Raw genomic sequence first — 15,409 nt, 5'->3', positions numbered from 1 at the left:
TGTTAATTTTCTTAACATTTAGCGCGCAATTTCCCAACAAAAGCTTAATGTTGAGGTAATGTATAGTTATTTAGAGCCGCTTTTTTAAATACTATACAGCCAAAATATATTCAACTAAACCGTTTTCGTGCTGTAAATCCATTTTCTTTCTCAAACGGTATCTTTTTATTTCAACGCTTCTAACCGAAATATTAAACATTGGAGCTATTTCTTTTGATGAAAGATTAAGTCTCAAATAGGCACATAAACGGAGGTCATTAGGCGTTAAGGCGGGATGCATTTGTTTAATCCTTTTCAAGAAATCTTTGTCGGCATTATCAAATGCTTCCTTAAATACATTCCAAGAATCTTCTTCGGTAATATTTTTATTTATGGTGCTAATTACAGATTTGATATTTGAACTATCGTTTTGAGCAGTTTTTTTCAAATCTTCCTTAATAAAAGCCAATAATTCGTTTTTACTATTCAAACTCATGGTCGAAACTGCCAATTCGCGGTTTTTATTATCAACATCCTGCGAAAGCTGTTCGTTGCGAAGTTTCATTAACTGCTGTTCGTTTTCAAGCTCTTTAATTTCCAATAAAAGATTATTTTCTTCTATTAGTTTTTCTTTTTGCTTTTGATAATAATTTCGATATGCCTTATTAATAAAATAAGCCATTGTTAGCAGTAAGAGGAAATAAATAAAGTAAGCCAGATTTGTTAAATACCAAGGTTTTAAAACTACAAATGTATACGAAGCAGTATTCTGCAAAATGGTATTCGCATATTTGGCTCTTACTCTAAAGGTATATTTTCCTGGAGGTAGATTTTTAAAATTTACAGTTGCTTTTGTACTCCATTCGCTCCATTCATTCTGAAAACCTTCTAATAAATATTGGTATTCAGAATTAATGTACTTATTATATTCTGGAACTGTATAATTGAGCGTTATATTATTTTCATCAGATTTGAAGCTTCCTTCACTTAAAATACCCACATTTTTAAAAGTTTCATTTTGCTTATTGATGGTAATATCTGTAATAAAAACATTGTAGTTTTTAAAACTTAAGTCGTCAATATTTAATGTATAATACCCGTCTGTAGTTCCTATTAAATAAGTAGATTTAGAAATCTGCGTGATATTCTCATAACCTAACATCGAGTTGGTCAAAGAAGAAGGTATCGGAATTAAATTTTCTTTTAATTGATTACTTAGTTTACTTGCCGAGAAATAATGAATGTAGTTTTTGGAGAAAAGCCAGATTTTATTAGAATTATCAACTATTAATTTACCAGATGTATATTCGTCTTTTTCAAAAATGGAACTTAATACGCTGTCTTTTACAAATTGTCTTGTCTTAGCATTCAATTTAAAAATACCGCCTTTATATGCATAGTAAATCGAATTGTTGAATTTTGTTAAACTAGCATATTTACCTTTATCTGGACTCTTGTAAGCAAAAAAGCCTTGTGTTTTTAATAATGATTTATCAAGTTTTAATCTAAAAATTCCTTTGTATTCATGGCTTACATAAACATCAAAATCGTTTCCTATTTCAAAATATCGAGAAGAATAATCAAAACCCTGAATTTTATTTCTAAAAACCCATTGATTGTTTCTTTTTTCTAAAACCGAAATGCCATAATAATTTCCTTGAAGCAACTGATTTTTGTTTCCTGGAATATGCTCGAATTTCCAAGTTCCAGAAGCCGAAAATATACTCTTGGCGCTTTCATTTACCACAATAAAAGTTCCCGAATCATGTCCGCAGAAAAGCGTATTATCATAAACAAATAAAGACCATACCTGCCCTTTTGTTCCATTTATAAACTTAAATTCCGAATTACTTTGATTGGGCTTGCAAAACAATCCCTGATTGGTTCCTATATATAGCATTCCGTTATGAATGGCAGATGCATAAACCGTTCCTAAAACTCCCGTATCATCTGTAAAACTATGCACTGGCGACTGCATATTGATGCAGTTGATTCCGTTATCAAGTCCCGTCCATAAATTTTGGTCTTTATCTTCAAAAAGCGATAAAGCAGTGTTATTACTTAAACCTTTACTCTGCGTAAGATGGTATTTGAGCTTTCCTTTATCAGATAAAATAAAAATTCCGTTAGATACAGTTCCTAAAGCAAAACTTCCGTCCTGCAAGCGCTGGCTGCTATATACAAAACTTGATTTTAATTCAGCATCAACATCTGTAACAACGTGGGTTAAAGAATTTCCTGAAAGTTTGTAAATACCATCTAATTGCGTTTGAAGTAATAAACCATCATCTATCGTAAAAATATTGGCAACTGTAAACTTTTTTAAAATCGGATCATCTGAAATTAATTTTGCTCTACCGCTTTCAATTTCAAAAAGCCCTTCTTTAGAAGTCTGAAAATAAATTGCATTTGTCGAGGCAAACGATTTTACAACACCATTTTTGGGCGCAATTATTTTAAACTTTCCCGTTTTGGTATCGTAAATATAAATTCGGTTTAAAGACTGAAATAAAATCCAATGATCATATTTAAGAATATTCCAAAACTGTTCATCGTCTAAGATCTTATTTTTTATACCGTCGCTTAGCGAAGTATATTTAAGTTTTCCATCTTCCTTTCTGGTCCAAAAACCAAAATTCATATAACTTCCTGTATAAATTTTATTTCCAATTACTTTTACAGAACGAATAATAGTTTCGTTTGGCCCCGGATATAATTGCCAACTAGTTCCGTTATATTCTAATAATCCGTCGTTATTGGCGAAATACAAATAATTATTGTGATCCTGCGAAATCATCCAGCTTTGATTTCCAGCTCCATAAACAGAAGGAGAATATTTAATGATTGGCGGAAATTCCTGAGAAAACAACAGGAAATTTATTAAAAAAAGTAAGGTAGTTAGTGTAGTTTTCAAAATTTGGTCCGGATATTAAAATAATACTAAAACAGTTCTAAAGTAGGGTATTTTAATATGAAATAACAAATTTTGCCAAAAAAAAATCCCCATAAAATCAAAAACATATGTGGTAATTCTGTTAAGATTTGGAACAATATCCTTAACAAAACTCTACTCAAAATTGATTACTTTTGTAAAAATTGACTTTTTTATGCAAATTGACCTTTCTAAAATAGATCCAAAATCAAATATTATAATTAAAGGAGCACAAGTACATAATTTAAAAAATGTAGATGTGGTTATTCCGAGAAATAAACTGGTTGTTATTACAGGTCTTTCAGGATCAGGAAAATCGAGTTTAGCTTTTGACACTTTATATGCAGAAGGACAAAGACGTTATGTAGAAAGCCTATCTTCTTATGCACGTCAGTTTTTGGGCCGTTTAGACAAACCAAAAGTAGAATACATTAAAGGTATTGCTCCAGCAATTGCCATAGAGCAAAAAGTTAACACAACCAATGCTCGTTCAACCGTTGGAACTTCTACTGAAATTTACGACTATATCAAACTTCTGTTTGCTAGAATTGGGCGTACCTATTCTCCTATTTCTGGACAAGAAGTCAAAAAAAATACCGTTACAGATGTAATCTCTGATGTTAAGAGTCTTCCTCTTGACAGCAGATGGTTATTACTTGCTCCTATTCATCTTGAAGAAGGCAGACTTTTAGAAGACAAACTGAAAGTGCTTTTGCAACAAGGTTTTGCTCGTATTTTAGTGGATAACGAAATGGTTCGTTTAGACGAATTTTCTGCTTCAGACTTACATCAACTTGACAATAAAGACATTTTATTGATTATTGATCGTATCGTTGTAAAAGAAGAAGAGGAATTCTTCAATCGTCTTGCTGATGCTGTTCAAACTGCTTTTTTTGAAGGAAAAGGAATTTGCTATCTGCAAGAATTAAATGCTGAAAAGAGATTTTCTTATTCTAATAATTTTGAGCTTGACGGAATGACTTTTCTAGAGCCAAATGTTCACTTGTTTAGTTTTAATAATCCGTATGGAGCTTGCCCAGTCTGTGAAGGTTATGGAAACATAATCGGCATTGATGCTGATTTAGTTGTTCCAAATACTTCATTATCGATTTACGAAAGTGCCATATATCCTTGGCGTGGCGACAGCATGAGCTGGTATAAAGACGAATTGGTAAAACACGCTTACAAATTTGATTTTCCAATTCACAAACCTTATTTCCAATTAACTGACGAACAAAAAGATTTAATTTGGACTGGAAATCAGTATTTTCAAGGACTTAATGATTTCTTTAAAGAACTAGAAGAGAAAAACTATAAGATACAAAATCGAGTAATGCTCTCGCGCTATCGTGGTAAAACAAAATGCCATACTTGTAAAGGAAAACGCTTACGAGAAGAAGCATCTTATGTAAAAATAAACGGAAAAACAGTTTCTGATCTGGTTGATTTACCAATTAAACATTTGGTTACTTTCTTTAAAAACATCGAATTAAATCAATACGAACAGCAGATTGCTAAACGTTTAATGGTCGAAATCAATAATCGTTTGTCATTTTTAACAGAAGTTGGTTTAGATTATCTTACTTTAAATAGAAATTCTGCCACTCTTTCTGGGGGAGAATCACAACGTATCAATCTAGCAACTTCTCTTGGAAGCAGCTTGGTTGGATCAATGTATATTCTTGATGAGCCAAGTATTGGTCTTCATCCAAAAGATTCTGAAAGATTAATTAAAGTTTTGCTTTCTCTACGCGATCTAGGTAACACTGTAATTGTGGTTGAACACGATGAAGATATCATGAAAGCTGCCGATATGATTATTGACATTGGTCCAGAAGCTGGAACTTTTGGAGGAAAGTTGGTTGCACAAGGAACTTATGACGAAATCCTAAAATCGGATTCTTTAACTGCAAAATATTTAAATGGAGATTTAGAGATTTCTGTACCTAAGAAGAGAAGAAAATTCAAGAATCATATCGACATAATTGGCGCGCGCGAAAACAACTTAAAAAATATAAATGTTACTTTCCCTTTAGACGTTTTAACTGTAGTTACAGGTGTTTCTGGAAGTGGAAAAAGTACTTTAATTAAGAAAATCTTATTTCCTGCGGTACAAAAAAAATTGGAAAGTGCTGCCGAAAAAGCTGGACAATTCACTGAAATTTCAGGTTCTTTTTCGCAGATTAAACATATTGAATATGTAGACCAAAATCCGATTGGAAGAAGTTCAAGATCAAATCCTGTCACCTATATCAAGGCTTATGATGATATTCGTGATTTATATGCGAAAGAAAAATTATCAAAAATAAGAGGCTATCAAGCTAAACATTTCTCTTTTAATGTCGATGGAGGCCGATGCGAAACTTGTAAAGGAGAAGGCTCTATAAATGTTGAAATGGTTTTTATGGCCGATGTTTCGCTGCCTTGTGAAACCTGTGGTGGAAAACGATTTAAAAAAGAGATCTTAGAAGTTACTTTTGACAACCAGAACATCAATGACATTCTAACCATGACCATTGATGATGCGATTGCTTTTTTCGAAAAAAATAAGCAGTCAAAAATCACTCAAAAATTACAGCCTCTTCAAGATGTCGGTTTAGGCTATGTTCAATTAGGACAATCTTCTTCTACACTTTCTGGTGGAGAGGCACAGCGTATTAAACTAGCTTCCTTTCTGGTTAAAGGAGCAACAAAAGATAAAGCTTTGTTTGTTTTTGACGAACCTACAACTGGTCTTCATTTTCATGATATTAAAAAGCTTTTAGCTTCGTTTGATGCTTTAATAGAAAAAGGACATTCGATAATTGTAATCGAACATAATCTTGATTTAATAAAATGTGCTGACTGGATACTTGATTTAGGTCCTGAAGGCGGAGAAAATGGAGGTTATTTACTTGCTTCTGGAACTCCAGAAGATATTGTAAAAGTAAAAGAATCTGTTACCGGAGTTTACTTAAAAGACAAGTTATAAAAGTTACCCGATTTGAAATAATAAAGCCATAAATACAATTGATTAGTTTGTATTTATGGCTTTATATTTTATTTCTCTTTTTTTTAATGTTACTAGGCTACCAAACATCTTTCCTCAAAAGGAAATCCATCTTCGTCTATAGCTACTAAAATCTTTTTCTGTTTTGAAGCCTCAAGGGTGAGATAAAGCCACGCAAATGACCACAAACCTAGAGTTAAACAAAAAATCAGAAAATTTAAACTGTGATTAACTACTTTTCCTCCTTTAGATAAGACCGCGAAAAGCAACTCATCATTTCTCTCTTCTAAAGTAAATCCATTATGAACCTTGTTTGAAATCATATTAGAAAATACTTGCATGCTTTGTTCCTGGCTGAGATGATTGTTTTTCATAATTAACTTTAATCTACAATTAATCCAATAACTTTTTATTCGTCCACAATTTCTTGCAAAATTATTTAACCTGAAAAAATAAAACAATACCTGCAATTAGGTATTTTGTTAGAAATATTTTTGCAATTTCTTCAAAGTAATGCTAAACTTTCATGTTAAAGTTAATTTTAATTCGATTAATTACAAAATATTCAAGTGTTAAATTTTCAAATTTAATCACACGTTATCAATAATTTAACCTTTATTTTTAATATTAAAAACAGGAGATTCATAATCTTCTTTTAAATAATTTGGCGGAATCGTTGTGGTGTTTCCATCACGCAAAGCACCGTAATGTGGCGACATGATCTCAATTCCTGCCGCATTAAAAGAATCCTGAATATTCTGGTGAAGCGATGAATAAATTCGTGGTTGCTTTGTTGGCTCTTTGGTGTAAACGTTAATCTGATAGGAAACATAAAAATCGTCTAAACTGGTTTGAAGAACAAACGGTTTAGGTTCTTTTTCTATCATATCAGTATTTAAAGCCGCTTGTATCAAAGCGGCATGTATGTCTTTCCAAGGCACATCATATCCAATTGTAACTGTGGTATGAATTAATAATCCGTTTGTGGACTGATTTGTGTTTGCCGAATAATTAGTAGAAGTGCTTGATAAAACAGTAGCATTTGGAATCGTAATATCTTCAAATTTTGGCGTTCTGATTCTGGTAACTAAAGCTGTTTTTTCAATTACTTCTCCACTTACATCTCCAATTTTTATATAATCCCCAATTTTAAACGGACGCATATAGGTAATAACCAAACCTGCGACCATATTAGCAATAGCATTGGAGGAACCTAATGAAAATAAAACTCCAACAAAAACCGAAACTCCTTTAAAAATAGGCGAATCTGACCCAGGCAAATACGGAAAAATAATTACCAGCATAAAAGCATACATCAGCAATCTAATCACATTAAATGTCGGCAAGGCCCAGTCGCTGTAAAAGCCATCAATTTTAATGTTTTCTGATTTTATTTCATCAAAGAAAAATTTAATAACCTTAAGCGAATATTTAAAAATAATGATAATTACAATTATAGTAAACAAACTTGGAAGAAAGCTTACGAATCCCATAACCGCAGATTTTGCTGGTGTCAAGATCCATTTGAGCAATGTAGTAGTATAGTCTTTAGTAGCAGGGAAAATACTAAATAAAACAGGAAGCGAAAGATATACAATTAAAATAAGCGTGATTATTTTTATGATTCCAAAAAAACGGAGCGCCAAAAACTGTTGTTTCTCTGGAGATAATATTTTTATGGAATTATAACTTACTCCTTTAAAATATTTTGCTCTATTCTTTACAATATATTTTCTGATATAATTGAAAATTCTGGCTGTTAAAAATAAAACCAACCCAATTATAAGGGTTAGTAATGCTGTATAACCAATTCGTTTAGGAAGTTGCGAATAATTTTCATTCTGATATATTATAGCACTTTTAATTTTAGCCAGATTGCGATTAGCAATAGCCTTTATCGTAGTATTTTCTGCTTTTGCATCGGCTTCCAAAACAGACATTATTACCAAATCGCTTTGGTACACAATATCCATAGAAACATCTGAAGGAATAATTTTTATAGAATCTTTCTCGAAAAACGATTCATTGTACAGCCTTTTAATCTTATTCGTTATGTATTGCGCCCTCTCTTTTGCAGAAAAGGAACCAACATTATGATAAATAAAAAAAAGTGTATCGTTAAAAGGTTTTACTGGATAACCTTTTAATTTTACTGTTACAGGTTCTTTTTCAAGGCTTTTCAGAATATTTTTCTGAGCAATTACCGAAAAAGAAAACAAGACAAAAAAGAAAGCTAATAACCTAAGTACTTTTATTTTCATATTCAATTAGAAATAAGTCAGTTATCCTTTCTAACAAATATAAAACAAAAAAGCTATGATTTTTAAATTACTTTCTTTTTTACAGAAAAATCAGATCAAATTTTAAAACCTAATTTCTTAAAAATAGAATCAATAACATTATTGATATCAGATGAAATTTTGAATTTATAATTCAAATACACATACGCTATCGTCACTAAAATAGATTTTAGAGCAATACTAATCAATTGGAAAAATGGAAACTCCCAGAAAACAAAAACTAAAAACAATACAAAAGTTAAAAGTATGGAATGAATAGTTTGTTTTGTAAAAGGGTACAAATCCAGCTTTTTAACCACAAAAAGCAATTTAGCCAAACTATATAAAGTAATTGAAAGAAGTGTTGCAAAAGCAGAACCAAAAATTCCTAAAATAGGGATAAAAATAACATTTAAAATTACCGTTAGAACAACCAACATTAATCCTAAATAAAGTACCATTCGGTAATATTTTGTATTGAAAATAATAGCATTATTATTTCCTAAAATCAAATCGAAATACTTAGAAAGACCAATCATAAAAACTACTGGGATTCCGCCACTATATTCTGCAGGAACTAATTCATACAGCTGATGAATATTTACAAAAATGCAAAGCATTACAAATCCGCCCACAATCTGCAAGTTAATAGACGTCTTTTTGTAAAGCCTATTTAACTCATCATGTTTGTTTTCATGCATTAATTTAGCCGTAATTGGATACACAATTTGGTGCATTGCGCGGCTCGGAACTGAAATTACTAAAGCGATATAAGTAGCAACCGAATAATACGCAATATTTTCAATTTTCATGTACTGATTCAAAATCAGTTTATCTCCATCTAAAAGCAAATTGGCAACACTTCCTGAAAGAATAATGTAAAAAGTATATTCCATTACCGCTTTTACATTCTCTGGAATACTAATTTGGAAATTCGGTCTTTTGATATAAAAAGCATAAAACATCGTAATCAAAAATGCAAAAAAATAGATTCCTGCTGTTATATAAACGAATCCTACCAGCGAAATCCAATTGAAATATAATCCGATTAAGGCAATTGTAGAAAGCAATCGCAAGCCAACTTCTTTAATAAAGTTTCCAAAAACAGAATGCATATGCACTCTCGCCCACGCGTAAAAAATCTCAAAATAAGCCATGCAGATTCCGATAAACGGAATTAGAAGCATAAATTCGCGAACTACAGGATTTTCTTTAGAAACAAAATCGGTTATATCATCATAAAAGAAGATTCCGATAAGTCCTAACGGAATACACATTAAAACAGGAAATAACGCTGTAAAAGACAAAAACTGCTCTCTTTCTTCTTCTGTTTTATATTGCGAATAAAACTTTACAAGCGTATTCTGCATTCCAATTGCAAACAAGGGCATGATTACATTTGCTGCAGATGTAATATAATTGGTTAAAGCATAATATGTTGCCCCAAGAAAAACGGGATAAAGATATAATGTATTAATGGCTCCGATACCAAAACCAATGTATGTAATTATAGTATTTTTAAAAGACTGATTTAAGACAATACCCATTTCTTGAGTTTAGATTGTATTTGATGTTTAATGATTATCCTTTAATCAGCTGTGCCAATTGTTTGGTTAGGTTTTTTCTTGAATATTGCTGTAAACCAATTCCATGCGATTGCAGCTTCCCTTCCAAAAACTGATTAAAAAAGTCCAAAATTACACTTTTTAACTTCGCTTTCTCAGAATAATCAAAAAATACTCCAGTATTGGTCTGCGTTACGATATCGGCAAAGTCAGAACCTTGAGGTCCAATTGCAACAATTGGACGGTTTGAAACCATATATTCGAACAATTTTCCTGGAATAATACTTTTCGTATCTTCAGAATTAATCTCTATTAAAAGTAAAACTTGAGATTTTCTTTGATGCGCAACAGCTTCTTTGTGAGAAACGTAACCTACTAAATTTAAATATTCTTTCAGCTGGTTTTCTTCTATCGCATCTAAAACTTCCTGACTTACCGCTCCAATTAATTTAATTTCTAAATGAGATTTAAATTCTGGAACTTCTTTCAGCAATTCAACCAAAACCTCCCATAAAAATGGCGGGTTTCTATCAGACAAGAAAGATCCAATATGAGCCAAAGTAAATTTCGTGTCTAAAGTTTGTTTTTCGACTGTTTCTACGTCGTAACCATTTGTAATTACTGTAATTGGCTTATTGGTAATAGCCTCAAATTCAGTTTTAGTAGTTTTACTTGTTACAATGATTTCATCTGCAGCATTAAGCACTTTATGCTCTAAACTTTTATGTTTTTTTTCAGCATAAGAAGACAAACGAAGCGCTTTATGATAGCCTATTGTTGTCCAAGGATCGCGAAAATCGGCGAACCATTTTACGTTAAATTTCTGCTGTAATTCTAGACCAATTAAGTGCAAACTATGTGGTGGTCCAGAAGTTACAATCGTATCAATATTATTATCTTGAATGTATTTTTCTAAATAAGAAACAGATGGCTTAACCCAAAAAACACGTGCATCTGGAATAAAAAGATTTCCTCGAACCCAAAGAAATGTTTTATCCAAAAAAGTTTGTTTTTTCTTTTGTGGAAAAATACCTGAACTAATTTTTTTGGTTTTATTTTTCGAAAAAATGGAAGCCAATTGATAAGGCTCCCAAATTTTATTTTTTAAAACAATTGCTTTATCTGATATTTCATTTACTAACCCCTCATCAACAATTGGATAAGTCGGGTTTTCTGGAACATAAACTATTGGCTGCACATCAAATTCTGGCAAATATTTTACAAATTTCAGCCAACGCTGTACACCAGGCCCTCCCGCAGGTGGGAAATAATAGGTAATTATTAAAAGTTTTTTTTGTTCCAATGGAAATCAGTTTAAAAGTGCAAAGGTAAATTTTATTTTAATGCTAATTTCTTATATATCTTATACAAAATATAAAGTAAAAACATAGCATTTAGAACAATCCAAAAATTATAAAATCCCCAAACAATTTTGTATTCCATTTTCATGCTTGAAAAACTAAAATATTCTCCTTGAGTTTCTGAATATGAATCATCATACCCCATCATGAAAATACCACACAAAATAAAAATGAATATATCAAAAATAGTCAAGAAAACTATTGCAATAACTTTTGAGATTTTCATCTAAGAGTTTAATCTTTCAGGTCACTTTTTGAACTTTTTTTTCTGCTTTCAAAATAAATTCCTGCACCTAGAAGCAACAACATTCCAATTGAACTTATTAAAGTAATTGTTCCTCCAGTTTTAATAATTTGAGGCTCAAATTTAAATTCTATAGTGTGTTTTCCAGCAGGAATTTCCATAGCTCTTAGAACATAATCTACTGGGAAATGATCTGTTAATTTACCATCTATATAAGCGTTCCAACCATTTTTATAATACATTTCAGAGAAAACAGCTAAACCATCTCCTTTATTTTCTGATTTGTATTTGATATAATTTGGTTTATATGTAACAACCTTAATTGTTCCTGTCGTATCAAAAGCTTTCTTTAATCTTGCATTTTGAAATTTACTTTCATGCTCGTGAACATTGAAAACCGCTACTTTTTTAGTGTCTAAAGTATTCAACGCTTTCATTACATCGTCTGGTTTGTTTACCAGCTTTACTGCACCAACAAACCAAGCATTACCGTTAGCATCTGGATTAACGGCAGGAATTTGATTTCCGTCTTTATCTACTTGAATTATATACTTAACATTAAGCATATTAAGCACTTCAAGATTATTTTTAGCGATTTGATAATCGTACAATTGTTGCATTCTTCTTGGCCTTACAGCACTATAACCTCCAATTGTTTTATGGAAATAAGATGATCTTCCTTGTAATTGCCCCTGAAGATCAAATACACGATAAATTGAAGTATCTTTTAAAATCTGTGCATCTGCTTGTGTTTCTTGGAAAGGTGCTGCAATTTGAACTGGGCTCACAAAATCTTTAGCAGAAACGTATTTTTTATCCACAAAGAACAAATCAATAATTAATAAAACACCGACCAAAACAACTCCAAGTTGAGTATATTCCTTTTTAGAAACTAATTTCCATACTAAATAAGCCAATAAAAAAGATACTAAGGGAACAAATGCTTTTATGCTTAATAATGTTTTTTCGCCAATAACAATGAAGACAAAAAACACACCTAATAATGCAAGTCCAAGCAAAAGTATATAGCTTAAAGTAACGATTATATTTTTATACTTTAAATAACAAAACAAAATTCCAAAAGTTGCAACTATTAAAAATCCAGATCTTAACAAATCTGCATAATACATTGTAATTCTATCTTCTTTTAAGGCATCCACAAAATCTGGTCCGTAACTTTCTAAGAAATATTGGTCACTTGTTCCTGTAAAATGGAAGAAGCTTTTTGCTATTAGAAGAATAACAAGAACCCCTAAACCAAAAACTCCTGTCTGCACTAATGCTTTCTGCTGTAATTTTGGCTCATCTTTAGCTTTAAAGAATGATTGTAATCCCATAACAGCTAAAACAGGAAAACATAATTCCAAAATAACCTGAATTGAAGATACAGCTCTAAATTTATCATAAAGAGGAACATATTCTATAAAAAAGTCTGTCAACAAAGAGAAATTTTTTCCCCAAGAAAGCACCAAAGTAAAAAGTGCACCGGTAAGGAAAACATATTTGATTTTTCTTTCGTCTATAAACAACGCTAAAACAGCCAAAAAGAAAACTACAGCTCCGATATAAGCTGGCGCAGAAACAATTGGCTGATCTCCCCAATACGTTGGCATTCCAGAAACAAAATCCTGAGCTTGAGATGCAGGAACTCCTTGCTCAAGCATAAATGCATACATGCGACTGTCTGTACCCACGTTTTCGTGACTTGAACCTCCAAAGATTCTTGGTGCAATTAAATTTAAACTTTCTGCAATACCATAACTGTATTCTGTAATATAATCTGTCGTCATAGAAGCAGTCGTTTCATTTTTAGATCCATCTGGATTAAAAGTCAACTCGCTTTTATCTCTGATACTGTATTTAGCATATTCGTTTGTTGCCATTAAATTACCGGCATTGGCGCCTAAGGCAAAAATCCCGGCAACTAATAAAACTCCACAAGAAATTAGAAGTCCTTTAAAATCTTTCTCTTTGATATAATTAAAAGCAAAATAACCTGAAAGTATCAATAAGAAAATCAATAAATAATAGGTCATTTGGAAGTGATTCGCACTAATTTCTAGTGCCACGGCAAACATGGTGAGCAGACCACCCTTAATATACTTCTTCTGAAAAACGAGTATAAACCCAGCAATTACTAAAGGCATATAAGCAATAGCATGCGCCTTGGCATTATGTCCAACTCCTAAAATGATAATCATATAAGTTGAAAAACCAAAGGCAATTGAACCTATAAAGGCTTTCAAAGGATCTGTTTTTAAAACCAATAATAAGCCATAAAAACCAAGGAAATATAAAAACAAGTAATCTGCAGGACGCGGAAGAAAACGTAGTACATCATCTACTTTACCAATAAAATCGTTCGGATAATTTGCTCCAAGCTGATACGTTGGCATACCTCCAAAAGCAGAGTTTGTCCAATAAGGTTCAGCATTTTCCGTTGCTCTAAAATCATTTTGCTCTTTTGCCATTCCGGTGTATTGAGCAATATCAGACTGGAAGATTTGTTTTCCTTGCAGAACTGGATAAAAATAAATTAACGAAACAAAAATAAAGCCCAAGATAACAAGGGCATGCGGATAGAACTTATTTACTATTTTCAATTTTGGCTAGTTTGGGTTAAAATGAATCCTAAATTTTCAGGACACAAATCTAATCTATTTCTTCGTAATCAACATACTCTCCCACTTTTTTGGTTTCGCGCGGGTTTTTAGCATTAGCGGTGTTAATGATTATTTCATCATTATTATTAGTATATTGTTTGTTCTGATACGTATTGCTTTGATTATACTGCTGTTGTTGTCTTTGAAAATTTTCACTAGCATTTTCTACCGCCTTTTTAACCAATACTGGCAAAAAGATTCTAGCTAAAAATTTAAAAATGTAATAAAAAGCTATAACCCACATGATGGTCTTAAACAAACCTGAAAATGATGCTTCTTGCATAACTATATATTTTTTTCCAAAATTAATAAATCCATTTCTTAAAAATAAAATATGAATCTTAAATAAATAATAAAATATGTACATTTGAAATGCGTTATTATTTTTTAACCAAAAAAAATTTATATGTTCAAAATTAAAAACTTACTTGCCCCGGTACTTTTTTTTATTCCACAACTGTTTTTTGCGCAATATACTGACGTTATTAATTCCAATCGCCCAGGAGAAACCATGTCGGCATATGCTGTTGGAAAATCTGTAATTCAGGCCGAACTTGGCGTTTATGGCATTAAAGAAAAACACGATTTATTAGGATATGATGCAAGCGGATTTGGCACAGATCTTACCATTCGTTATGGAGCTTTTCTCGAACAATTAGAATTTATTGCTGACTTACAATACCAAACAGAAAGTTTTGACACTCCGTACATTAGTTACAAAAAGAATAACTTTAGACAAACGGTTTTAGGAGCTAAATACCTTATTTATGATCCTTATAAAAATTATAAAAGAGAAGTAAACATTTACAGCTATAAAGCCAATCGTAATTTTCAATGGCGCGAGTTAATTCCAGCTGTTTCTGTTTTCGCAGGTGCTAATTTTGTTGGAGCAAATAATCCTTATTACTTTTCTCCTGATGGTGCTATTTCTCCAAAGGTTTCGTTGATTACGCAAAACTTATTGGGAGGCGGCGCTTGGGTTTTTGTAACCAATATTATTGCAGATTATATTGGAACAGACTATCCAAGTTACGGATATGTATTAACTTTGACGCACGGATTTAACGACAGATGGTCTGGTTTTGTTGAAAATCAAGGATATAAAAGCGATTTCTATAGCGATTCAATTCTTCGCGGAGGAGCTGCTTTCCTTCTTTCTTCCAACATGCAAGTCGATGCGTCGATAAGTACTAATTTTAAAAATACGCCATCTATTTTATATGGAGGTGTAGGTGTATCATGGCGTTATGACGGATGGTACAAAGAAAAACAAATTGAAAATAAAGCTGCAGACAGAGCTAAAAAGAATCCTGATAACGACAAAAAAGTTGATTATCAGGAAAAAGAAAGAAAACGTAAAGCAAAATACGAATAAAGCGTAAAATAACCCAGAGTCT

At 31.8% G+C, this 15,409-nt stretch carries 10 protein-coding genes; 2 read left to right on the top strand and 8 right to left on the bottom strand.

The genetic code is table 11. The features are described 5' to 3' along the window. Nucleotides 1–91: 91 nt before the first annotated feature. Complete coding sequence (locus AC1Q5Z_RS02140; protein ID WP_492443661.1) at nucleotides 92–2,893, bottom strand: helix-turn-helix and ligand-binding sensor domain-containing protein; 2,802 nt, start codon at nucleotides 2,891–2,893, stop codon at nucleotides 92–94. Nucleotides 2,894–3,086: 193 nt separating this feature from the next. Between AC1Q5Z_RS02140 and uvrA the strand changes: the two genes are divergently transcribed. Further along, nucleotides 3,087–5,882, top strand: coding sequence for an excinuclease ABC subunit UvrA (uvrA, locus tag AC1Q5Z_RS02135; protein ID WP_492443660.1), 2,796 nt, complete (start codon nucleotides 3,087–3,089; stop codon nucleotides 5,880–5,882). A 92-nt stretch (nucleotides 5,883–5,974) separates the two neighbouring features. Here uvrA and AC1Q5Z_RS02130 read toward each other — a convergent pair whose 3' ends face one another. The 7 genes from AC1Q5Z_RS02130 to AC1Q5Z_RS02100 form a co-directional block, all read right to left on the bottom strand. After that, nucleotides 5,975–6,274, bottom strand: coding sequence for a DUF8108 domain-containing protein (locus AC1Q5Z_RS02130; RefSeq protein ID WP_198857062.1), 300 nt, complete (start codon nucleotides 6,272–6,274; stop codon nucleotides 5,975–5,977). Nucleotides 6,275–6,508: 234 nt separating this feature from the next. Further along, a complete protein-coding gene (locus AC1Q5Z_RS02125) occupies nucleotides 6,509–8,161 on the bottom strand; it encodes a mechanosensitive ion channel family protein (protein WP_492443659.1) in 1,653 nt (550 codons plus the stop codon). Between the two features lie 95 nt (nucleotides 8,162–8,256). Continuing rightward, complete coding sequence (locus AC1Q5Z_RS02120; RefSeq protein ID WP_343588950.1) at nucleotides 8,257–9,726, bottom strand: lipopolysaccharide biosynthesis protein; 1,470 nt, start codon at nucleotides 9,724–9,726, stop codon at nucleotides 8,257–8,259. A 34-nt stretch (nucleotides 9,727–9,760) separates the two neighbouring features. Further along, the gene (locus tag AC1Q5Z_RS02115; protein WP_343588951.1) at nucleotides 9,761–11,047 is read right to left on the bottom strand and encodes a glycosyltransferase family 4 protein; all 1,287 of its coding nucleotides are present in this window, start codon (nucleotides 11,045–11,047) and stop codon (nucleotides 9,761–9,763) included. Nucleotides 11,048–11,079: 32 nt separating this feature from the next. Continuing rightward, entirely contained in the window at nucleotides 11,080–11,331 is a 252-nt protein-coding gene (locus AC1Q5Z_RS02110; RefSeq protein ID WP_343588952.1) for a hypothetical protein, read from the bottom strand. Nucleotides 11,332–11,339: 8 nt separating this feature from the next. Beyond that, on the bottom strand, nucleotides 11,340–13,952 hold the full coding sequence (locus tag AC1Q5Z_RS02105) for a YfhO family protein (RefSeq protein ID WP_492443657.1): 2,613 nt from the start codon (nucleotides 13,950–13,952) through the stop codon (nucleotides 11,340–11,342). A 49-nt stretch (nucleotides 13,953–14,001) separates the two neighbouring features. Next, entirely contained in the window at nucleotides 14,002–14,295 is a 294-nt protein-coding gene (locus AC1Q5Z_RS02100) for a DUF4834 family protein (RefSeq protein ID WP_177210233.1), read from the bottom strand. Nucleotides 14,296–14,418: 123 nt separating this feature from the next. On the opposite strand from AC1Q5Z_RS02100, the gene AC1Q5Z_RS02095 reads away from it, so the two are divergent. Then, nucleotides 14,419–15,387 carry a transporter gene (locus tag AC1Q5Z_RS02095; RefSeq protein ID WP_198857057.1) on the top strand — a complete coding sequence of 323 codons (969 nt, stop codon included), beginning with the start codon at nucleotides 14,419–14,421 and terminating at the stop codon, nucleotides 15,385–15,387. The last annotated feature ends 22 nt before the right edge of the window (nucleotides 15,388–15,409 follow it).

This window comes from Flavobacterium sp. GW823-FHT06G12, assembly GCF_058794775.1.
The sequence above is the reverse complement of the archived record's forward strand: the minus strand, read 5'-3'. Positions and strand labels throughout refer to the sequence as shown.